Source organism: Paenibacillus sp. FSL H7-0331 (genome assembly GCF_001956045.1).
This window is the reverse complement of the sequence record NZ_MRTH01000005.1, coordinates 284,295-306,072: the sequence shown is the minus strand read 5'-3', so window position 1 is coordinate 306,072 and position 21,778 is coordinate 284,295. Positions and strand designations below refer to the sequence as shown.

The window sequence follows — 21,778 nt, the reverse complement described above, 5'->3', positions numbered from 1 at the left end:
TCCAGTAACCTGCTGCCGCGGTGCTTCTTTACTTTTTGAGCTTTCATGAAAATGACATTTAATATTGCTATTATCGCTTATACGCCCCAAAATCCTGCGCCTGTAATGATAACCAATAAAATGAACAGAACCAGAATTTCTCCTGTTGATGTACCAAACCCGCCATATGCACCTGCACAACTTCCCACACCTACACCGCCAACATGTGCCAATAGAATCACTCCTATGTCATGATTAAGTCAACGACATCGAATCCTAATGTGCATCAACCTATGTCATAGTGTATGGCAATTAGCGGAAACGGTATAGACAAATGCACAGATTAACCGCCCATTTCGGGATTTATTGCGATGACTCTTCCAGGATCCAGACACCCTTGGCAGGAATCTTCACAGCTCCACTGACCGCTTGGCCGTCTAACAGCTCGGTGCGCTGGTTTGATCCCAAATTCACCTCGGTCTCGCTGTCATTATGATTTAATATCATCGTATAGGCCTGTCCGTCTTTTACACGTCGTGTCGCTTCAATTCCTTCAGGAGCAGCCAACACGGATTCAATCCCCGCTTGCTTCACCAGCATCGCGGCAAAATCGGCAAGAAACGATTTATCCGGACTGGATGCTACGTACCATGCCTCACCTTGTCCAAAGCTATTACGCGTCAGCACAGGCGTACCCTTATAAAACTCCTCACCATATTCAGCCCAAACCTCAGCCCCTTCGGTATGCAGAATATCACATAACAGTGTGCTGGAATATTCCTTTTTAAAGCCTTCCCGTCCTTCGGTCATCACGATGCGGTTGGACATATGCGGGAATAATGCATCGATTTCTTCAACCCAAATACCGAGCAGCTTGCGCAGCTCACCTGGATACCCGCCAAGTGTAACCAGATCGGATTCATTCACGATCCCACTGAAAAATGTCGTTACAAAACGTCCGCCTGCTTCCACGTAGCGTTCCAGTTTGTCGGCGACTCCCGGTTTCACCATATAGAGTACAGGAGCAATAACGACATCGTAACGGGAGAAATCCGCTTCCACTGAAATCATGTCAACTGCAATATTCTGATCATAGAAAGCCACATAATACTTGGCAAGCTCCGTCATGTAAGACAAATCGATCGTCGGTCCTGAGGAGAACTCCATAGCCCACCAATTTTCCCAATCGATGATGATCGCTACTCTGGCTTCGATCCGGGAACCGAGCAGCTTATCTCCCAGAACCTGAAGCTCGCCGCCAAGCGTCGCGCATTCTCTGAAAACACGGGTATGCTCATGACCGACATGCTCAATAACCGCTCCATGGTATTTCTCACATGCACCGACCGAACGACGCAGCTGGAAGAACATCACCGTATCAGCACCATGGGCTACAGCCTGATAGCTCCACAATCGCATCACGCCTGGACGCTTCAAGCCATTGTAAGCCTGCCAGTTTTGCTGGCTTGGCGTCTGCTCCATCAGCATGAACGGCTGACCATCCTTCAAGCCGCGCATCACATCATGCCACATCGCCACATGACTGAGCGGCGTCGTGTTGGATGGATAGCTGTCCCAGGAAACCACATCAACGTGCTTCGCCCATTTGGCATAATCCAGCTGCTTGAACATCCACATCATATTCGTCGTAACCGGAACATCCGGCGTAACCGTCTTCAATTCGTTGTATTCCAACAGATAGCAATCCAGCAGCCCATCCGAGTTAAAACGCTGGTAATCGAGTGAGATTCCTTGAAAGGTGGTCCGAGTTTCTGCGGAATGCTCACTTAACAAATTAGGCGGCACGATTTCGTCCCAATCATAAAATGTATGGCCCCAAAAGCGGGTATTCCACGCCTTGTTCAACTGATCCAGACTGCCGTAGCGCTGCTGCAGCCATACACGAAAAGCCTTGGCGCAGTTGTCGCAATAACAAATGCCGCCGTATTCATTATTTACATGCCACACAGCCAGCGCTGGATGATCCTTATACCGTTCAGCCAGCTTGCGTGCCAGCCGTGCTGCATAAAGTCTGTAGGTAGGACTGTTCGGACACGAATTATGACGTTGACCAAATGTATGCTTGCGCCCTTCAAAATCGACCCGCAGCACATCAGGATGCCGATGAGCCATCCAGGCCGGATGTGCACCCGTACTTGTCGCCAAGCAGGCATACACACCATTTTCATAAAGCTTGTCCATGATCTCGTCAAGCCATTCAAATTGGTAAGTCTCTTCATCCGGCTGCATCAAGGACCATGAAAACACAGCTACTGTCGCGATATCAATACCCGCCAGCTTAAACATTCTCATATCTTCGGTCATGATCTCTTGCGGCCATTGTTCGGGACTGTAATCGCCTCCATAAGCGATTTTGTTTAATTTATTGCTAATCATGGAACGACCTCCGCCTTCTTTTACTTACCTAACCATCGTTAAGCTGCTTGGCTCAACCTGATTCAATCTATTATGATGAAGGTATACCCAAATTTGCAGAAACCGGAGGCCCTTAGGCGTCCGGTTTCTTGGTATATTATGCTGTATAGAATGGATATTCATAATTGCCAGTTCGAGTATAGCTTATTTATATCCCAGCTTATGCAGGTTGCGCAGGCTGATTGCAAGACTGTCAAATGGATCGTTACCATAGCATTGATCCTGTTCAACCGCTCCCCATTCCACGCCCGCAGCATCACAAGCATTTAGAATGGCAGGGTAATTCATATTGCCCTCTCCCACTTCTGCAAAGCGGCGTTCCCTGTCAGCTGTAACTGCCCAGTCCTTCAGATGCACGACTTTCATACGTCCATCGACTTTACGGATCCATTCAACCGGATCAGCGCCACCAGCCTGTACCCAATGGAGGTCTAGCTCGAAATCAAATACTTCCGGATCGGACTCTTCGAACAAAATGTCCATTCCGGTGCGGCCATCGAATTTAACAAATTCAAACTCGTGGTTATGATAAATAAATTTCAATCCGGCATCGTGCAGCTTGCGGCCGACTTCTGAGAACTCCTTCGCAAACTTCGAGTAGCCTTCTTTGCTTGTCCGGTATTCCGGCGGCAATCCGCCCAATCCTACATATTTGCAATCCCAGATTTGGTGCTTTTTAATAACTTCATCGATATTGTCAAAATCCGAATAAGGAATATGGGTCGCACAAATCGTAAGCTGCTCCTGATCTGCAAGCGCCTTCAGTTCCTTGCTGTCAATGGGGCCTACACCGGAAACCTGGACCGAATCATAACCGATCTGTTTGACTTTTTTCAAACTAGCTGCAATATCCTCCGGTGTTTTCAAAAAATCCCTAACCGTATAAAGCTGTGCTGCAATTTTCAATGGTTATCGCTCCCTCATCTCAACTGTGAATCCCCTTCCATTTTACACGAAGTAGGAATAAACGGCTACCTTGTATTCTATCCGAACAAAAGATACGCTTATTCCTGAAGGAAGGAAATGCTCATCCCTACACAGAAGCTTCAGGATGAAAATAAATCAAATTTGTGATAGCCGTCTAAAGAAAACAGCTGGCCTGCAACCGCCCATGGAAGATTAAGCTCCGAGAACAGCAGACCTTCCGCCGCGGCACGACCTACATCAGCTCCGATACCTGTGATTCCTGTAAACACCGTATTTCCTTCATTTCTCCGCACGAGAAAAGCATCTGAAATCGGATGTGTTTCCCCGCTCGATTCAAAAGCACCATTAACAGCAAGCACAAAATTGCGACACTGCTGAAGTGAGCTTAGAAGAACGACCGATTCATCCTGGATAGCCGCCAATGTATTCAGGTAAATATTATGGACATAATCCTCATTGGCAAAGCTGCGGCTGGATGATTGCGAACCATCGGTTCGAATATAAAGAGTATTGTTATACGTCCATACTAATTCACCCTGTGTCCCTTTAACCGTGATAGAAGGAATGTTTTCGGCATCAAAGCACAAGCTGGCATAGAAATGAACGATAGCTCCACTTTGCGTACGAATCCGAAGACAAGAGGTATCCTCACCTTCAATAGCATTGGCATGATACAGCTCGGCTTGAATATCTAGCGGAGTGCTTTTTTCAGCATTCCCGCTGCCTGCAACCAGCAGGCAATTATTCAGTAAATGAGCCAACGGGTTATTGATCGTACCGTCGAGCACGTAATTGCCCTTATGAATAAGCTTGCCTGCCCACGGTGTACGGTCATAATAGGCCTGTGTCCGCTTCCAAAGACCGACTCCCGTGACATGTTGCACATCACCAATCTGCCCCTCCTGAATGATTCGCAGCAATTCACGGAAGGCCGCTCCCGATGTATTTTGAAAATTAACCTGACATAATGATGAAGTACCCGCTTGAGCTCGCAGCATTTCATCGAGATCCTGTATCGTGACAGCCGGTGGTTTCTCGAGCATAACATGGATTCCACGTGAAAAAGCATACATTGCCATCTCTTTATGCATCGGAATAGGCGAAGCGATTACAACCAAATCCAGCTCGGGATGACGGTCCAGCATCGTTTTGTAATCGGAATAAGGAGCGCCGCCAAGCGACAAAAGCTGCTGCCAACCCTCTGGATTCACATCGGGATTGATATCACTAAATGCCGTGACCTCCAACAGCCCTTGTCCTGACAGCTCAACCAAATGACGGATATGCACTTTACCAAATCCCCCTACCCCTATCAAGGCAGTACGAATTGCTCTCATGGTTAATTCCCTTCTCTCACACATGTATAAGACATTGGGCCGATCAACGATGTAACCCGCTGACCAGCCCGTAAACCTTGCTTAAATTCGTATTCAATAAGGATCACAGCATCTGCAATACAACGTTTTAATAACTCTTGGCATTAACCAATCTTATTGTTAACTTCTCTTAACTTTAACGAACCTAAGCGTTAACAGCAATAAATCTATACGCTGCTAATGATTGATGTCGTTACACATGCTCCAAATAGCGTGCCTTCATCTCGGCCAGCACTTCATCGCCAGGACGATCCCATATCGCCTGATTGAAAATTTCGACCTCGATAGGGCCACGATAGCCTGCCGCTTCAACAGCTTGACGGATACGATTCAGTTCAATGACACCGTCCCCCATCATGCCTCGGCCAAGCAGCATATCAGGAGTAGGCACGATCCAATCGGAAACATGGAAGCCCAGAATTCTGCCGCTCGCGCGGGCAATTTGTTTGTACAGCTCAGGGTCCCACCATACATGAAACACATCGACAACAACGCCGACCTGCTGTGGCGTGAAACGCTCGGCAATCGTAGTTGCCTGGGCAAGTGTTGAAATCACGGAGCGTTCGGCTGCATACATCGGGTGCAGCGGCTCAATACCGAGTGTAACCCCACGTTCCTGCGCATAAGGCACCAGCTCATGGATCGCATCCTCGACCATTTGGCGAGCTCCATCGATATCGCGGTCCGGTGCAGGACCACACACCAACACAAGAACCTCTGCTTCAAACTCAGCCGCTTCATCTATCGCTCTGCGGTTATCGTCGATACGAGCAGCGCGTTCGGCTGCTGTTGCTGCAGGGAACATCCCGCCGCGGCACAAGCTCGATACTTTCAAGCCTGCATCACGGACAATACGTTTACTTTCAGCAAGGCCTGCTTCCTCTACCTTGTTGCGCCATAAAGCAATCCAGGGAATCTCTGCTCGAACGCAACCTTCAGCGGCTTCACGCAAGCTCCAGCTATTGGTCGTAATTTGATTTAAGCTCAAACGGTCTATGTTTGTAAAACGTTCCACATGTATCCCTCCGTCCATTGAATCTGTATCATCGGATCACTTACCTGCTATTCAATTCCCGCTAATGCCAGTACCCGTTTCATCCGCTCCACCGCAAGCTCAGGACGCTGCAGCAATCCCGCTTGATCTGCCAGCACGAACAGTTCGGACAGATGGACGATCGAGCGCGAGCCTTCTGCTCCGGCAATCATCCGGAAATGGTTCTGATGTCCATTCAGGTAAGCCATAAATACGATACCTGTTTTGTAGGCATAGGTAGGCTTTTGGAAAATGTGTCGGGACAAAGCTATTGTCGGCTCGAATAAAGCATCATATTGTGCCAAATCTCCACGATCCAGCGCTTGCAAAGCAGACGCTGCAACCGGAGCGATTGCATCAAAAATACCAAGTAAAGCGTGACTGTAGCCTTGTTCATCGCCACGAATCAGCTCAGGATAATTGAAATCATCGCCTGTGTACATCACTACCCCTTCGGGCAGCAAACGGCGCATTTGAATTTCTTTATCCGCATCCAGCAGCGAAATCTTGATGCCATCTACCTTATCTGCATTAGCACGAATGACGCGCAGACAAGTTTCCATCGCTTCATTGAAATCGGAACTGCCCCAGTAACCGGCAAGCGCAGGGTCAAACATATCACCTAACCAATGCAGTATGACAGGCTGTTTCGTTTGACGAAGAATACGGCCATATACCCGCTCGTAGTCGTCGGGAGTTTTGGCGCAGGCTGCCAGCGCCCGGCTTGCCATCAAAATAATCTGGCCTCCGCAGCCTTCTACATAACCGCACTGCTCTTCATAAGCAGCTTCAACATCTTCCAAAGTTACGTTCGGGCCAGGGGCCAAATGATCGGTTCCCGCACCGCTCGCGACTTTACCGCCAACCGCTTTGGCTTCATCTATCGACCGTTTGATCAGTTCCTGGGCCTGTATCCAGTTGAGACCCATGCCGCGCTGCGCGGTGTCCATAGCTTCCGCAACGGACAGACCCATCGACCACAAATGGCGCCGATAGGATAAGGTGCTTTCCCAATCGATCGACGGCTGGTTCAACGGATCGGTCCCTGCGTACGGATCACACACAACATGTGCGGCCGAGAACGCAATCCGCCCGGTAAATGCTCCTTGAGGTGCAAGAATCGGAGCCTTGGTACCCGCCACGTACTCGTACAAGGCACCCCCGGCTTTGGGCAATGTAAGCTTATCAGTCATGCTGCAATCTCCTCCTATCCTCTATTACAGTTTCAAATCTGGTACATCAACCCATTGCCGTTCTTTCCACGATTGAAGTCCAAGATCGGACATTTGTGTTCCTTTAGCGCCCTCAAGCAGATCCCAAGGGAATGGAGTATCGATAACAAGATGCTTAAGGAACAATTCCCATTGAACCTTGAAGCCATTGTCGAAAATTTGGTTAGCAGGCACATCCACCCATTGCTCTGTGAATGCAAAAGGATTTTCAATATCAGGATTCCATACAGGCTTCGGTGTATTCACACGGTGTTGTACCTTGCAATCACGAAGACCTGCAACCGCACTGCCTTCTGTACCGTCTACTTGAATTGTCAACAGGTCATCACGGTCTACGCGTACGGCCCATGAAGAGTTGGCTTGAACCACAATGTCGCCTTCCAGCAGGAATGTCGCATATGCTGCATCATCCGCTGTAGCTGTGTAACGTTCACCCTGCTCATCGACACGCTCAGGAATATGAGTCATACCCAGGCAAGAAATAGCTTTCACATTGCCGAACAGGTTGTCCAGCACATAACGCCAGTGAGCGAACATATCGACAATAATACCGCCGCCATCTTCCTTGCGATAGTTCCATGAAGGACGTTGTCCTGGCTGCCAATCTCCTTCAAACACCCAGTAACCGAACTCCATACGAACCGATAAAATTTTCCCAAAAAATCCGGAATCAATCAGACGTTTCAGCTTCAACAAACCTGGCAGGAACAGCTTATCCTGAACAACACCGTTTTTAACGCCAGCCTGCTTCGCCAAACGAGCAAGCTCCAGGGAGCCTTCCAGACTTGTATCGGTAGGTTTTTCGCAATAAATGTCTTTGCCTGCCGCGATCGCTTTCTTGATGCTTTCGGCGCGGTGTACAGTCGTTTGGGAGTCAAAATACACTTGATTCGCCGGGTCTGCCAGGCAAGCATCCAGATCCGTGCTCCAGCGGGTAACGCCGTGCTTTTCTGCCAATGCTTTGACTTTATGCTCTTGTCTGCCTACCAGAATCGGGTCGGGCATAATAATATCTCCATTGGGTAAAGTCACCCCGCCTTGCTGGCGAATGGCCAAAATCGAACGAACAAGATGCTGATTCGTCCCCATTCTTCCTGTAACTCCGTTCATAATAATTCCTATTGTGTGCACTTTCATATAGTTGCGCTCCTTTTCGTTTATCATGATTGTGTTCCGTTATGATTACTTTCCCAGCATAGCTGTTCTATGTAGGTTCGTCTTATCAGATTGGAGTAAAATTCTCAGATATGGAAGCGTTTTTTTGCACAACGACAAAAACCCGCTCAGACGGACTGGACGGGATTTCGATGCTGCTGCCTATATTTGTTAGGTGAAAGCTTGACGTAATTTTTAAAGGTGCGATAAAAAGTCGGAAGCGATTCGTAGCCAACCTCGAAGCTGATAGAAACGATATCCTTATCGGACTCTGCGAGCAGCTTCATAGCTGTACTCATCCGCACCTCCGTTAAATACTGCAGCAGGGTCAGTTGATATTGCTCTTTGAATATATGTGCAGCGTGGCGTGAGCTGATACCGAGCCTTTGGGCAAGCTCACCTGGCATCAACGGCTCAAAGTAGTGGGAATCGATATAGGATCGAATCCGTTCGGCACGTAATCCATTGGCATCGGTGACTTGTGAGCTCTGCTTGGCACGGGCGAGCAGCAGCAACACCTCCAGCAGATGAATTTGCATCGCCCATTGGCTGAGCGAGTCCTCCTGCTTTTGCTCGAACAGCAGCTTGCGCAGCAGTTGTCTCAGCTCGTTGCCGCTAACCGAATTGAGCCGCAGCAGGATGGAGCCGTCGATCGTATCTGCCTTCCATTTCGATGCAAAAGCATCCTGCATCAGCGCAGCATCAAACTCCATAACGAGCAGCGTCAAATGCGACTCCGAGGAAACGGCATGATCCGAATGCGGAAAAATAATCGCGGCACACTCCTGTTCAACCGCATGTTTGACTCCATCCAGTTGAATGGAGCCTTCCCCCTCTATCGCATACAATATTTGATAATTGCTATGGTGATGGACATTCACTTCGTAGCTTTCCCGATGCTTACTCTCGTAGAGATGAATTCCGCTCATGGTCACAATCCTTTCACCATCCGATAATCTGAACGCATATCCTCCGTATTAATTCGACAGGCTGTCAGTTATCACTTGTTTCAATACGACCGCATCTGCCAAAAATTGCTGCGGATCATTATCCCTGACAAATTCCAGCATCGCATACCGATGACCAGGAGCTTCACGGGCGATACTGACGTAATCACGCCATTCCTCCAAGCCATCCGCCAAGGGCTTACGCACACCCGGCTCCCACTGAAATACGTGCACATTGGCTAACCAGGGCAGTACTGCTCGTAGATCCTGCTGTCTCTGCTCGATGGTCAAAGCAACTGACGGTTGCCAGTTGCAGCGTATATTCGGATGTCCGATTCCCTCTAGTAAACGAACCGTAGTTTCGCGCGTATCCGTCAGTGTATTTCCATGATATTCAAAATCGACGGTGATCCCCGCTCCCTGTGCCAGATCAGCGATTCTTGCCGCATCGGTAATTACCTTATCCCACCAGGCACCATCAGATATATCTGAGCCTTGGTCCCCTGCCCATACGCGAATCGCAGGAGCCTGCAGGGCTGCAGCTGACTCCAGAACCTGATCAAAGGTCAAACCCTCTTTATTCGTGCACCCAACCCGGTAATAGGAGCCGTAGGAAGCAATCACAATTCCTTCTGATTCCGTCCAGCCCTTTACTTCCTTGGCCCGATTCACATCACCGTGAGGCACATGAATATCTCCGCCCCATTCGATAGCCTGCAAGCCGGCCTGAGCAACAAGCTGAATGATTTCAAGCGGGGACAGCTGACGAAAAGTAACGGATAAAAGTCCTGTTTGTATCAATATACACCCTCCAATGTGCGAATAGTGCTGCTTATCGTTTGATTCCTGTTTTGTGCTGCTTATGGTGTGCTGTTTGCATGTTATTGATCATGCCATGGTTTCCAGCATACTCAGTGTAACCTGATATTGCAAGGGAACGCCACTCAGATAACGTTCACACTCTCCGGCAGCATAGTGGCCCATTCTTGCCACTTCATTACCCATACTCCCGGCAATATGTGGAGTCAGTATCACATTATCCAATGTCAAAAGAGCGCTGTCACGACTTACCGGCTCGGGATGAGTCACATCCAGCACAGCCGTCCGGGTCGGTTCATCGCGAAGAGCTTGTATCAAATCTTCCTCTATAAGCTGAGCGCCGCGTCCTGTATTAATAAAGGTCGCATGCGGCAGCATTTTGTCAAAATGCTGCTTATTCAGCATCCCAACAGTAGCCGGCAGGTTAGCCAGATGGTTGGAGATGACATCACAATTCGTAAAAATATCCAGCAAATCGGTTTTACGTACACCAAGATCGGCAGCCGCTGTATCGGACAAATAGGGATCGAATACATCAATCTGAATATTGTAGGGTTTTAGCAGCTCGATTACTTTTTTACCGATCATACCGGCGCCAAGAATACCTACCCTTGCTGCATAATTACCTGGATAAAGCTGTGCCACCTGTTTGGCTTCTGCATGATTGCGCTTACAGTGAAGTGCTGTTTGAAAATAACCTTTATTGGCCAGCACAATTTGCGCGGCCGTATATTCGGCAACAGGTACCGCGTTAGCAGCCCAAGTGCTGACAACAGCACAATTGCGTGACATGTATTCTCTTGCAAAGCGTTGAACTGAGCCAGCAGCATAAAATAAAACTTTTAAATTAGGCAAAAAAACCTGAAGCTCATCCACTGTAAATAAGGGAAGCCCCCATGTAGAAAAAGCAATTTCCACTCCAGCAAGCTCTTCCATGTGCAGCTTGGCATTGCCAGGGTGTATCCATACGGGCTGCAATTCTACCTGCTGATTAAGCCTGTCCCTAACATTCCCATCAAATACCCGATTAATCATGGTGTTACCCTGCTCGGCCAAAAATATGGCTTTCTTTTGCATCCCCTGTATCCTCCTGACGTTCACTCCGTCTGTATGAAAGCTACTATCTATAGCCCATCATAAACCCGTTAGCAGTGAATTTCCAGCTTTTTGCACAATTCCAATCTCGATCATAATAATTTATATGTTATATAAAAACATATAAATTCCATTTATGAAATAACTGCTCTATAATGAAGATAAATCTTGAGAGGACGTGAACATGAATGGCAAAAGTAACAGGTTTGGATGGAATCGTTGCAGCGGAAACAGATATTGGTCATGTGGATGGAGAAAATGGTCACTTGATCTATCGCGGATATTGGGCTAAGGAGTTGGCAGTTCAATACGAATATGAGGAAATTGCACATTTATTATGGGTGGGAAAACTCCCGGATGCCTCAGAAAAACAGCAGTTTACAGCACGCCTTGCGAACAGCAGAGAGCTGCCCTTGACCGTCCGCAGACTACTCGACAATATTCCCCGGGAAATGCCAATTATGAGCGTGCTTCAAACCGCAATAGCCCTGCTTTCAGGAGAATTCAGCTGGCCCCCAACTCTTGAACAAGCTATTAGCTTAACTGCTGTTGTTCCTACAATTATTGCGTATAGCTATCGATCCCAGCTGGGTCTGGCACCCATTGAACCTGACAACCAGCTTAGTCATACCGCGAATTATTTATATATGCTGACTGGCAAGCAGCCTGAACCAGCTCACATAAAGGCGCTAAACGCTTATCTAATATTGGGCATGGAGCATGGGATGAATGCCTCTACCTTCGCTGCACGGGTCGTACTGTCCACGCAATCGGATATGGCCTCTGCTGTAAGTGCGGCTGTTGGAGCTATGAAGGGGCCGCTTCATGGCGGAGCACCTACCGAGGTGATTGCCATGCTGGATGCAATAGGTAATAAAGAGCATGCAGAAGCCTGGATCCGTCAGGCATTGGAACGGGGTGACAGGCTGATGGGCTTCGGTCATCGCATTTACAAAACCAGAGACCCACGAGCAGAGGCGCTTCGTCACGTAACCGAAGCGCTCTCCAGCAATGATCCATGGTTTGATCTTGCCATCCATGTTGAAAAAACAGCGATAGCCCTGCTTGAAGAATACAAACCGGGACGGCGTTTGTATACCAATGTCGAATTTTTCGCCGCATCGATCATGCGTGCCATTGCCCTTCCTTCGGAGCTGTTTACTCCTACCTTCACGGCAGCCAGAGTTGTTGGCTGGTCAGCCCATCTGTTAGAGCAGGCACAGGTCAATCGGATTTTCCGTCCACAATCGGTGTATACGGGACCGATGCCGGGATAAAAGTTTCATCCCAGTGACAGGACGTCAAGAACGGCTGGAATCCCATATACCTGTCATCCCCGACGCACCAATCAGCACGCCCCATTCCGAGATTAGCCGTTCGTTTGGCTTGCAAATTGTTGCTGTGCCGACCTTTTCGTAAAAGTTGCAAAAAAACAGCCCTCCCCTAAGCTTGGGAAGGGCTGCTTATTAACGGCTATATCGATTTATTTGTAAAGCTTATGGCGCTGTTACTGTATTTTGATCCAAAGTGATTCCAGTCTGAGCTAATAACCGACCTTTGATGGATGCATTACTTTTCATCGTAATATCGGTTTTGCTCAATACAATCCCTTCAAAATGTGCTCCCGTTCCAATCGAAACGGTACCTGCTGCCTGCCAAAAAACATTTTTGGCTTGGGCTCCGCCAGTAAGAATAACTTTAATGCCGCTAGCTTCGGAAATTTTGCCTGCTGATTGAAAAATCCAAACATCATTGGCTCCACCATTAAGCGTAACATCGGAGTTAATGTTCACATCGGTACTCCATTTGTAAATACCGCCTGCAAGTGTCCGACCGCTAATGTCTCCACTATACAGTTCCAAATAATCGGCTGGTCTTCCGGTGGCATCAACAAACGCTGTTTCCATATTGCTTATAGCTGTAGTCAGATTGCTAGGAGTGGGAGACGCGTTGTTGGCACCGAATGCTTTGCCATTAATTTGTGGCGAACGTGAAAATTCATTAGTCGCATCCGCGATTAGCGAGAATCCAGTAATTGCCGTCCAATCAATCGGACTGACCCCTATATCTCCAGTAATTGCAGAGGTGGGAACATTGGTAATCCCTGCTTTTGACAAGATTACAAAATTGCCTGCTGTACCAAGGTCTACTATAGCAGGGCCAACTAGCGGGATGCTAACCGTCAGGGATCCTTCCGATGCCAAGGATGTGCCTGCTGCATTTACTAAGAACAATTTATAAATACCCGCTGCTGCCGGTGCAGCAATCGTAGTTGCCGTCCCATTGCCTACAAGCCTTGTCATCGTAGTCGAGGGAGTAAATGTGGTTGTACCTGCTGGCGCTAACCATGCTGTAACTCCTGCTAAGGGGGCGCTGATCGTTATGTTGACCTCAGGCACTACATTAGCTGTCGCTAAAACTGGCTGGGAAGGTGCTATTAGCGGTGTAGCTGTTGGCGTTGCACTCACCACATTCGAATACATACTAACTGTCCCCGTGTTAGCGGCAGTTGTTTTGAAATAATAAGTCGTCCCATTAGTTAACCCGGTCACATTATAAGTGGCCGTAGTCACAGTAGCAGGGCCGCTAATTTTAGTATAAGTTGAATTATCCAGTGACTGATACAGATTATAATAAGTAGCTCCTGTTACAGACAACCAAGCTAAATGAATCTGTGTATCACCAGCAGATGCCGTGAAATTCGCTGGAGCAGAAAGAACTACGGGAGTTACCACCGAATTTCCATCAGAATCCGAATCGCTACCTGAGCCACTGCCACTGCCACTGCCATTGCTGTTACTACCGGAATTACTGCTGCCTGTATTTCCACTACTAGAGCCTACATTACTTTGGGAATTGGCTCCAATTACCGTAATACCTGTGTCACTACCCAAATACATAAGCTTGTAAACCGTTCCAAGCGTTTGCATACTTGTCGTTAATACAATTACATTGGAGGTGCCTGCCTTTAATTCAGCTCTCGTCGCCTCTAAATTATTATCAAAAGTGAAATCATTCATCGCCACTTTAGTTACAGGTGAAGTAAAGGTGACTTCTATCGTTGAATTGTTGATTGCTATCACTGAACTAACTTTTGGATTATTATTCACAAGCTCCTTCGCTCTATTAATGAAGGTGTTTTTGTTATGCATGAACTCATATGCCATACGAGCTACGGCTTGTCTCTCCGAATTATCCTTAGGGCTGAATCTAATTGTTCCATCCGGATTATCGCTCCCTAAGGTGAAGCCTGTTTTAAAAGCCAAAGACACATATGGTTGTGCCCAACTCGATACTGTGCCCAGATCAGATAGCTTGGCATCGACCGCTACTTTGCCTGTTGTTTCCTCGAGGCCTAATGCACGAATAAAGAAAATCGCAAGCTCTTCTCTCGTTACTTTGGCTTCAGGGGCAAACGTTGTAGCTGAGGTTCCCTGTGTAATATTGGAGGCAACCAAAGCGCCAACAAAACCTCGGTACCAGCTATCCTTGCCTACATCCGTGAACGCGGCTGCTTGCTCTGGATTCTCTTTCAATCCACTCGACAACACGATAATTTTGGATAGCTCGGCGCGGGTAATGGTTTTACGTGGCTGAAAGCTTCCATCCTCATACCCACTAATAATCCCATTATCCACTAAATTATTAATTTCTTTTTGTGCATATGAATCAACAATGTCGGTCAATTGTACAGGTGATGGTACGGCTGCGGATCCGATTGCTGAAGTTAATGAAAATACTAACATGCTCACCAGTAAAAAAGATGAAAATAGCTTTTTGAATGATCTGTTCGTCATGTTTCTGCTCCTTCTGTTGCTTGCTTTTTTTTAAAGAAAACCATCACTTAACAAAAACCGGGAAGCTATAGTCATACTTCCGTCTATTTCCTTTAACCAGTATTAGGTCTTGCGAACCTTTTATATCTCATTTACTTTAAAAATCGACATGAATTTCTCCGTCGGTACTGAATATTTGAGTATCAGCTTATATTGGGTATGAACGCAGAAAAACGGTGGAGCTCATTCACCCCACCGTTCTCTTATTCGTACTTTATACTTTTATTGCACATCCAATCCCTGTGCTTCCAAATAAGCTTTAATCTGCATTCGCGTCGGCGTCTTCAGCTTATTTTTCATATCCTCGGACCAGGTACCGCTTCGCTTACCATCGGTTCGTTTGCTGATATAATCCTTCATCGTTTGATCGTATTTCAGTATCTGCTCCAACATGTCGTCTGTCTGATACGTATTGTGATGGAGGATGGCTTGCAGCGGTAGACGCGGCTTTTGACCTGGGTCTTGATCCGGGTAGCCTATGCACATGCCAAAAATCGGACTTGTATATCTGGGAAGTCGGAGAAGCTTGGAGACGTCTTCAATATGATTACGAATGCCTCCTATATACACGATGCCCAGACCTAGGGATTCGGCTGCAATAGCGGCATTTTGGGCTGCCAAGGCAACATCGACAGTCGCGACAATCCAATTTTCTGCAGTACCCAAGTAAGCCTTATCCGCTTTCTCATGAATCTCATAGGCTGTACGCAAGCGGTACAGGTCAGCGCACCATACGAGGAAAACCGGACTGTTCAGCACATGCAGCTGATTGCCTGTCCACTCAGAGATCTGCCCGCGCATCGCTTCATCTGTCACATGAATGATACTGTAGGCTTGTACATGGCTAGAGCTTGAAGCCCATTGCGCAGCGGTAATGATTGTCTCCAGTTGCTCCTGCGTAACTGGTTGATTCGTAAATTTGCGAATGGATTGATGGCTTGTCAAAAGCTTGATGGTTTCATTCATCTTATCTTCTCCTCCTGTCAGTTCGTAACACGGGCAGCAATTTGTATACAATATTATAGGAGCTGTCGCACGTTGATTGCAAGGCAGAGACATCGCCATAACCGGTTAGCTCTGCAGGTTCGCTTGTCACTCGACAGGAAGTGCACAAAGCTGCGGTCAGGGTGATTTCCTGCATTATGTATGTGGGATAACGATGTAAACTGCTGCCTAAACTCCATCGAAAGGCCCCTTTGTATAAAGCGTTTGTTGAATAAGGGGCCTTTCTAATAGGGCCATTGCCATCAGCACGTCAGCTAATGGCAGCCGAGTCAGCTCTGGATTGCTGCCTCAAAAATTCAAAATGGCCACTACCTGCTTTATCTGCGAAAGCCACGAAGAATAATAACGAGCAGGATATACAGAACCAGAATAGCACCGAAGGACATTCCTCCAGCTGGCTTGCAATGGGCATGATGATGATGATGATGCTTTTTGGGTTCATAGATGTTAATTTCTTCAAAGCTGGCATGCACCGTGACCGGAGCTGCTTGATTGGCAGGCATGGACGGCATCGGATTCATGGATGCAGGTGATACATAAGGCATTTGCATGTTGGGCATTTGTGCGTTGGACATTGACATTGGATATCTTTCCATTCGGGGACACCTCCATAATGTGTAGGGCGCGTTACTAGTGAACACACCATCAGTCTATGGAGATTTACCTATGGGAAACACGGTATTCACCTATATGAATAAAAATAGACGGCTGCCCTTAATCGGACAACTGTCTATACGTGTTAACATTCACCTCGGACAAACCGCAGCTTCAACTCCTGAGGATGATCGCCGAAACCGGCTCCAAACAGGTTCAATCCGCGGCAATTTTCAGCGTCCGCACGAACCTCCAGCCTTACCTTGATCGGCCGGTTGTAATGAAGATCAAGCTCGGCAAGCGTCATGTCCGAGCACTTGATTCCGTTAATACAGCTCTCCGTCTCCGAAACGCTCCACTCGGTCAGCATGCCATACTGCGTGCAGCCGAACTGGAGGTTCTGTGAAAGCTTCCCCTTCCTGTCGCCATAATCCCCCTCGCAGGTCCATGTGCCAATCTGCTTACCGTTGATGCTCAGCGTAATATCCGACGGCCATTCCTGATTGTAGCCGGCTGCCTCCGAGCAGAGCTCAGCGCTGATCAGCAGCTTATGCAGTGGTACACCGCCAGGGAGCGGATTGGCAAATACATATTCCACATGTCCCGCCTCACTGAACCAGAGCAAATTGGCCTTGGTCCGCTCCGGCATATAGAATGCACGCGGATCATCCGGACAGCCGATGGCACCTTCCATACCATGTAGCCCACAGGGCGGCTGAATGGCACAATCTGTATAAAGACCGATTGGCATCGAAATCTCTTCAATTTGCTGCAAGCCTTCGCCCGGTCGCCGCGGCAGCTCGAACAGGAGCGCATCCAGAACACGGGAGCATATCTTCTCACGGCTGCCGCCACTTGTTGACGAGCTAATGAGACCAGCCTGCTCCAGATTTTGCACATTAATGGAAACGGTGGGTTGAGCGACACCCAACTCCTCAACCAGCTGCGAAATACTTTTTGGCCGCTCGCCCAACGCTTCCAAAATACGCAGTCGCAAATCCCCTGACAGCGCCTTGGCTACCTCCTGTATTTGATTTGCAGGTATACGTCTTATCGTATCGATTTGTTCTTCAGCCATATTCATCCATCCTCTTTCACTTAACATTGTAAATTCATAATGTACATTGCGTAATTTAAATATTTTTATTGCGTTTATATAATATACATTGTATATTCTGTATATCAAATAATCAATGAAAGGTTGTGTACATGTGACAACACTTACAAAAGAGGTACTCATCAGACCCGAATATCCAAGACCAGATTGGCAGCGAACCGATTGGCTTAATTTGAATGGGGAATGGGACTTCGGTTTTGACAACGATAATCAGGGGCTAATTGGACGTTGGCATGATGGGTCTACCGGAGCTTTGAACAGAACGATAACAGTGCCTTTTTCTTGGGCCTCCCCGTTGTCCGGTATTGGCGAGAATGTACAAGGAGTCGCTTGGTACCGGCGTACCGTCCGTTGGACACCTGAAGCCGAGGGCTCCCGTTTGTTTCTTCGGTTCGGTGCTGTTGATTATGAATGTCAGGTATGGGTGAATCAGACTCTGGTAGGCAGCCATCGCGGGGGCTATGGGACCTTCGAGCTGGAAGTGAGCAGCGCCTGGAAGTCGGATCAAGAAAATGTGATCGTCATTCGCGTTGAAGACCAGGACGAAGCTTACCAAACCAGAGGCAAACAAGGCTACGGAGAAATCCGCGGGTTATGGCAGACGGTGTGGATAGAAGCAAGACCGGAGCAATATGTAGACCGTGTTCAATTCCTTACTGAGCTGGACGGTACGGTTACCGTGAAGGGTGTTGTTCAGGCTGCCGCTGCGCAAGAAGCCATACTGAGCTTTGACTTTGACGGGGGTACAGTGTCCCACTCGTTGAGGTTGCAGCTTCAGCCAGGGGAACAAGCTTTTGAAACCGTTTTTCAAGTGGAGCAGCCTCGACTTTGGAGTCCCAATGAGCCTCATTTGTATGAAGGTACGATTAAACTAGAGACCAATGATACTGATCAGACTGGCGGAACTGACTGTGTGCAAACCTACTTCGGTATTCGTACGATAGGTACTGTGCTGCCTGAAGGCTTAAAGTCTCGCTGGATCACGCTTAACGACAAACCGGTATTTCTGAACGGGACTCTGGATCAATCGTTCCATCCAACGGGCTTCTTCACCTATCCGACCGATGATATGATGCGTGATGAAATTTATCGTTTGAAGCGTCTCGGCTTGAATTTCGTGCGTATTCATATTAAGCCTGAGGAGCCACGCAAGCTGTACTGGGCGGACAAACTCGGTATGCTTGTTATGGAGGATATGCCTTGCTTCTGGGGAACTCCCGACGAACAAGCCAAAAATGCTTATCTGCCGGAAGCGCTCGAAACAATCCAACGGGACTGGAACCACCCTTCGATCATTTCCTGGGTCGTTTTTAATGAAAGCTGGGGATTGCTACACAAATCCAAAGAGGACACAGGTAAAGTCACTTCCATCTATCTACCTGAAACACAGGAATGGGTCAAGCAGGTGTATGAGTGGGCCAAAGTTATCGACCCCTCACGATTGATCGAGGATAACTCTCCATGCCGTAACGATCATGTGAAAAGCGATTTGAATACTTGGCACTTCTACCTTAATGGCTACCAATTGCTGCGTGACCATGTTGAAGAGGCCGCCCACAGCACTTATCCTGGCTCTACCTGGAATTATATTGACGGACATCAGCAATCGGATGCGCCGCTCATGAACAGTGAATGCGGAGCCGTGTGGGGTATTGAAGGCAGCGCTGGCGACAGCGACCTCGGTTGGCATTATCGATATATGTTAAATGAATTCCGTAGGCACGAAAATATATGCGGCTTCATATTCACCGAGTTCAAGGATGTAACGAATGAATTCAACGGTTATTACCGAATCGATGATACTGATAAAGATTTCGGTTACGGCGGATTTTGTGAAGGCATGAGCTTGCGTGATCTCCACCAGCCCGACTTTATCGTCATCGATGCACCACCGTGCACGACCGTTATTAGCGGTCAGCATGTTAGTATTCCGCTGGCTGTATCCAGCTTCGCTGATACGTACCAGGGACAAGACATGCAGCTATCATGGAAGCTGTGGTACGATCATCTCGGGGAAAAAAAGGTAGCAGCCCAAGGTACTGAAGCCATTAGCTGGAGCAAATATGGCACAACAGTGCTGAATCCGCTGGAGCTGTACATGCCGGAGAACGATGCGATAGCTGTACTCGTCGTGGAGCTCAAGGATCCAGCACGTGCCTCAAGCCATTCGGTTGCGCGTAATTTTATTACCTTCGATGTTCGCAGTCAGACTGCTCAGGGACTGTTTGAGCTGGAAGGTCAATGGCTTCAGGTCGAGCCGGCAAGCTTCTCGAAGCAGCAGTGGGATTATGCCTGGCAGGCACTTCAGCATAACAAAGTGAACGGCAGCGGCACGAACGGCGGATATTTTGAATACGAAATCGATATTTCCAGCCTGACGGCCGATCATCCATTTGGAGATCTTGATCTGTATGTTGAAGCCGGTGCCAAGCAACTGTTAGACAAGGACCAAAAGCTGATCGATGACCCTTCCATCGATATTTCATATATGCACGGCAAGAAGGCGGATCCCGGTATGAACGCCAATTCCTATTATATGACCGATGCCGTCAAGCAACCAAGCACGGTTAATGTTTACGTCGACAACATCCACATCGAGCAATTGCAGCTTCCCGATGATCCGGCTGACAGTCGTGGTGTGCTATCGTGGCATTATCAGACTGATGACCGCAAGCTCGATGAAGCTGGCTCCTACGGCTACCTGCAGCACATCCAGATTCCGAGTCGGCTCATACCCGAGATTATCGCCAAGGGCTCGTTCACGCTTAAACTGGAGGTACCAGCGGATCTGCCTGATGGTTCCGGCGGCTTATGTCTATATGGACGCAATGCGGGAAGATATCCGATAGATATTCTCGTTCGCTATAAGTAATTTCCAACAATCTCACCCGTATAACCTGAATAGCACGCTTGAAGGACTGCTTCGGAAGTGGCATAATAGAAGAATCCCGTATTCAGGATACATTGACGCATACAGAACTTATGAGCTATGTAAGCGTTTAAGTAAAGGTGAGGAGTGTTGTGTAATGGAAAAACCGACTGGTGTTCCACTGGATTTGCTGGATCCCATTCTGAAGAACGTGATTAACGTTTCCGAGGTATCACGGACAGAGAAGCTTTCCGAGATATTGGATTCTTATGCAAACAAGCAAAATAATGACATCTATACGATTCAAAATACAGACAATAAACAGGCCCGCGGCATTGTTGTGGATTTGGACTATTTCTTGGAATTAATTTATTTCAAACGGCTGGTTGAGGAATCGGCAGCTGTAAGTGTAGACCCGGCTGCGTTGGACAGCTTCAAGAAGACAGCCACAGCCAAAGTCGATGAAGCTGCGGATAAGCTGGAGCCAACTCATGACGATTTGGCTGATATTATGAAAATTGCAGAAATTGAGCTTTAACCAAAATGATGGGTTAGCTGATGAAACCAGGGGACTGCCAAGCGGCAGTCCCTTTATATTTCCCTCATTTGTTCGGCTTTCAGTCTAGGTCTTGGTTTATAAAAGCTCCTTCATTACCGCTCATACAAGCGATAACGAAAGAGCTTATACCATCGACTAGTGCTACACGTGCGGGTTATTGTCCCGCTCGTAACCAATAGTTGTCTTTACACCGTGACCTGGATATACCACGGTCTCATCCGGCAGCTTGAACAGCTTGCCATGTATCGAATCGAGCAGCTCCTCCGATCTGCCTCCAGGCAGATCGGTACGCCCAACCGACAAGCGGAACAGCACATCGCCACCAAACAAATACCAGCCCTCGGATTCAGAGCCGATCAGAAAGCTGACACTGCCCGGAGAATGCCCAGGCGTATGCAGTACCTTGATCTCCAGACCGATCAGTTTCAGTACCTGTCCTTGATCCAAAGCAAATTCGGCTGGATCCGTCTGGATCGGTCCGCCAAGCTCGGGGTATTTCGTAGAGCCATTCAGCTTCGGATTCGTCAGCCAGTCTGCCTCTGCATCATGCAGATAGACGGGGCTGCCATTCAGCTTGCGAATCTCATCGACACCGCCGATATGGTCAAAATGGGCATGCGTAAGTAAAATGGCTTCAATCTGCAAGTCGCCAATCCGCTTCAGAAGCGGCTTCGGATTCATGCCGGGATCGATAATTATCGCCTTGCCTTCATTGGATCTTGAAAGCAGGTAGGCATTTGTCCCAATTGGCCCGAGCGAGAACGCCTCAATCTTCAAACCTTCAATGCTCATATAACGC

Annotated in this window: 19 protein-coding genes; 4 read left to right on the top strand and 15 right to left on the bottom strand. The window is 48.0% G+C overall.

The window, feature by feature from the left end:
- Positions 1 to 77: 77 nt before the first annotated feature.
- The 10 genes from BK127_RS44490 to BK127_RS09895 all read right to left on the bottom strand — a co-directional run bounded on the left by BK127_RS44490 (position 78) and on the right by BK127_RS09895 (position 10,981).
- Entirely contained in the window at positions 78 to 188 is a 111-nt protein-coding gene (locus BK127_RS44490; RefSeq protein ID WP_218639010.1) for a sporulation protein YjcZ, read from the bottom strand.
- Positions 189 to 342: 154 nt separating this feature from the next.
- Positions 343 to 2,376, bottom strand: coding sequence for a beta-galactosidase (locus BK127_RS09935; protein WP_076229874.1), 2,034 nt, complete (start codon positions 2,374 to 2,376; stop codon positions 343 to 345).
- Between the two features lie 183 nt (positions 2,377 to 2,559).
- Positions 2,560 to 3,321 carry a sugar phosphate isomerase/epimerase family protein gene (locus BK127_RS09930; RefSeq protein ID WP_076229873.1) on the bottom strand — a complete coding sequence of 254 codons (762 nt, stop codon included), beginning with the start codon at positions 3,319 to 3,321 and terminating at the stop codon, positions 2,560 to 2,562.
- Positions 3,322 to 3,461: 140 nt separating this feature from the next.
- Positions 3,462 to 4,679, bottom strand: coding sequence for a Gfo/Idh/MocA family protein (locus BK127_RS09925; protein ID WP_076229872.1), 1,218 nt, complete (start codon positions 4,677 to 4,679; stop codon positions 3,462 to 3,464).
- A gap of 232 nt (positions 4,680 to 4,911) precedes the next feature.
- Positions 4,912 to 5,751: a sugar phosphate isomerase/epimerase family protein gene (locus BK127_RS09920; RefSeq protein ID WP_076229871.1), complete on the bottom strand. Its 840-nt coding sequence runs from the start codon at positions 5,749 to 5,751 to the stop codon at positions 4,912 to 4,914.
- 29 nt (positions 5,752 to 5,780) lie between these two features.
- Entirely contained in the window at positions 5,781 to 6,944 is a 1,164-nt protein-coding gene (locus tag BK127_RS09915; RefSeq protein WP_076229870.1) for a dihydrodipicolinate synthase family protein, read from the bottom strand.
- Between the two features lie 24 nt (positions 6,945 to 6,968).
- On the bottom strand, positions 6,969 to 8,120 hold the full coding sequence (locus BK127_RS09910; RefSeq protein WP_076229869.1) for a Gfo/Idh/MocA family protein: 1,152 nt from the start codon (positions 8,118 to 8,120) through the stop codon (positions 6,969 to 6,971).
- A 146-nt stretch (positions 8,121 to 8,266) separates the two neighbouring features.
- Positions 8,267 to 9,067: an AraC family transcriptional regulator gene (locus tag BK127_RS09905; RefSeq protein ID WP_076229868.1), complete on the bottom strand. Its 801-nt coding sequence runs from the start codon at positions 9,065 to 9,067 to the stop codon at positions 8,267 to 8,269.
- A gap of 48 nt (positions 9,068 to 9,115) precedes the next feature.
- A complete protein-coding gene (locus tag BK127_RS09900; RefSeq protein WP_076229867.1) occupies positions 9,116 to 9,886 on the bottom strand; it encodes a sugar phosphate isomerase/epimerase family protein in 771 nt (256 codons plus the stop codon).
- An 87-nt stretch (positions 9,887 to 9,973) separates the two neighbouring features.
- Entirely contained in the window at positions 9,974 to 10,981 is a 1,008-nt protein-coding gene (locus tag BK127_RS09895) for a hydroxyacid dehydrogenase (RefSeq protein WP_076229866.1), read from the bottom strand.
- 206 nt (positions 10,982 to 11,187) lie between these two features.
- On the opposite strand from BK127_RS09895, the gene BK127_RS09890 reads away from it, so the two are divergent.
- Positions 11,188 to 12,276, top strand: coding sequence for a citrate synthase/methylcitrate synthase (locus BK127_RS09890; RefSeq protein ID WP_076229865.1), 1,089 nt, complete (start codon positions 11,188 to 11,190; stop codon positions 12,274 to 12,276).
- Between the two features lie 13 nt (positions 12,277 to 12,289).
- Complete coding sequence (locus BK127_RS44715; RefSeq protein WP_256711248.1) at positions 12,290 to 12,418, top strand: hypothetical protein; 129 nt, start codon at positions 12,290 to 12,292, stop codon at positions 12,416 to 12,418.
- Between the two features lie 77 nt (positions 12,419 to 12,495).
- Here BK127_RS44715 and BK127_RS09885 read toward each other — a convergent pair whose 3' ends face one another.
- From BK127_RS09885 to BK127_RS09870, 4 genes are all read right to left on the bottom strand, one after another.
- Entirely contained in the window at positions 12,496 to 14,796 is a 2,301-nt protein-coding gene (locus tag BK127_RS09885; protein WP_076229864.1) for an ice-binding family protein, read from the bottom strand.
- 261 nt (positions 14,797 to 15,057) lie between these two features.
- On the bottom strand, positions 15,058 to 15,801 hold the full coding sequence (gene nfsA, locus BK127_RS09880) for an oxygen-insensitive NADPH nitroreductase (RefSeq protein WP_076229863.1): 744 nt from the start codon (positions 15,799 to 15,801) through the stop codon (positions 15,058 to 15,060).
- A gap of 356 nt (positions 15,802 to 16,157) precedes the next feature.
- Positions 16,158 to 16,436: a hypothetical protein gene (locus BK127_RS09875; RefSeq protein ID WP_076229862.1), complete on the bottom strand. Its 279-nt coding sequence runs from the start codon at positions 16,434 to 16,436 to the stop codon at positions 16,158 to 16,160.
- A gap of 143 nt (positions 16,437 to 16,579) precedes the next feature.
- Positions 16,580 to 17,512, bottom strand: coding sequence for an ArsR/SmtB family transcription factor (locus BK127_RS09870; RefSeq protein WP_076229861.1), 933 nt, complete (start codon positions 17,510 to 17,512; stop codon positions 16,580 to 16,582).
- A gap of 133 nt (positions 17,513 to 17,645) precedes the next feature.
- Between BK127_RS09870 and BK127_RS09865 the strand changes: the two genes are divergently transcribed.
- Both BK127_RS09865 and BK127_RS09860 read left to right on the top strand, forming a co-directional pair.
- Positions 17,646 to 20,423: a glycoside hydrolase family 2 protein gene (locus tag BK127_RS09865; protein ID WP_256711247.1), complete on the top strand. Its 2,778-nt coding sequence runs from the start codon at positions 17,646 to 17,648 to the stop codon at positions 20,421 to 20,423.
- A gap of 154 nt (positions 20,424 to 20,577) precedes the next feature.
- Positions 20,578 to 20,958 carry a hypothetical protein gene (locus BK127_RS09860; RefSeq protein ID WP_076229859.1) on the top strand — a complete coding sequence of 127 codons (381 nt, stop codon included), beginning with the start codon at positions 20,578 to 20,580 and terminating at the stop codon, positions 20,956 to 20,958.
- A 162-nt stretch (positions 20,959 to 21,120) separates the two neighbouring features.
- Here the strand turns inward: BK127_RS09860 and BK127_RS09855 are convergent, their stop codons facing one another.
- Entirely contained in the window at positions 21,121 to 21,771 is a 651-nt protein-coding gene (locus BK127_RS09855; RefSeq protein WP_076229858.1) for an MBL fold metallo-hydrolase, read from the bottom strand.
- Positions 21,772 to 21,778: the final 7 nt, after the last annotated feature.

Excerpts from the sequence above, each read along its gene's own strand:
- BK127_RS09935 (WP_076229874.1), bottom strand. The coding sequence starts at position 2,376 with ATGATTAGCAATAAATTAAACAAAATCGCTTATGGAGGCGATTACAGT.
- BK127_RS09925 (WP_076229872.1), bottom strand. The coding sequence starts at position 4,679 with ATGAGAGCAATTCGTACTGCCTTGATAGGGGTAGGGGGATTTGGTAAA.
- BK127_RS09920 (WP_076229871.1), bottom strand. The coding sequence starts at position 5,751 with ATGGACGGAGGGATACATGTGGAACGTTTTACAAACATAGACCGTTTG.
- BK127_RS09915 (WP_076229870.1), bottom strand. The coding sequence starts at position 6,944 with ATGACTGATAAGCTTACATTGCCCAAAGCCGGGGGTGCCTTGTACGAG.
- BK127_RS09910 (WP_076229869.1), bottom strand. The coding sequence starts at position 8,120 with ATGAAAGTGCACACAATAGGAATTATTATGAACGGAGTTACAGGAAGA.
- BK127_RS09905 (WP_076229868.1), bottom strand. The coding sequence starts at position 9,067 with ATGAGCGGAATTCATCTCTACGAGAGTAAGCATCGGGAAAGCTACGAA.
- BK127_RS09895 (WP_076229866.1), bottom strand. The coding sequence starts at position 10,981 with ATGCAAAAGAAAGCCATATTTTTGGCCGAGCAGGGTAACACCATGATT.
- BK127_RS09890 (WP_076229865.1), top strand. The coding sequence starts at position 11,188 with ATGGCAAAAGTAACAGGTTTGGATGGAATCGTTGCAGCGGAAACAGAT.
- BK127_RS09885 (WP_076229864.1), bottom strand. The coding sequence starts at position 14,796 with ATGACGAACAGATCATTCAAAAAGCTATTTTCATCTTTTTTACTGGTG.
- nfsA (WP_076229863.1), bottom strand. The coding sequence starts at position 15,801 with ATGAATGAAACCATCAAGCTTTTGACAAGCCATCAATCCATTCGCAAA.
- BK127_RS09875 (WP_076229862.1), bottom strand. The coding sequence starts at position 16,436 with ATGGAAAGATATCCAATGTCAATGTCCAACGCACAAATGCCCAACATG.
- BK127_RS09870 (WP_076229861.1), bottom strand. The coding sequence starts at position 17,512 with ATGGCTGAAGAACAAATCGATACGATAAGACGTATACCTGCAAATCAA.
- BK127_RS09860 (WP_076229859.1), top strand. The coding sequence starts at position 20,578 with ATGGAAAAACCGACTGGTGTTCCACTGGATTTGCTGGATCCCATTCTG.
- BK127_RS09855 (WP_076229858.1), bottom strand. The coding sequence starts at position 21,771 with ATGAGCATTGAAGGTTTGAAGATTGAGGCGTTCTCGCTCGGGCCAATT.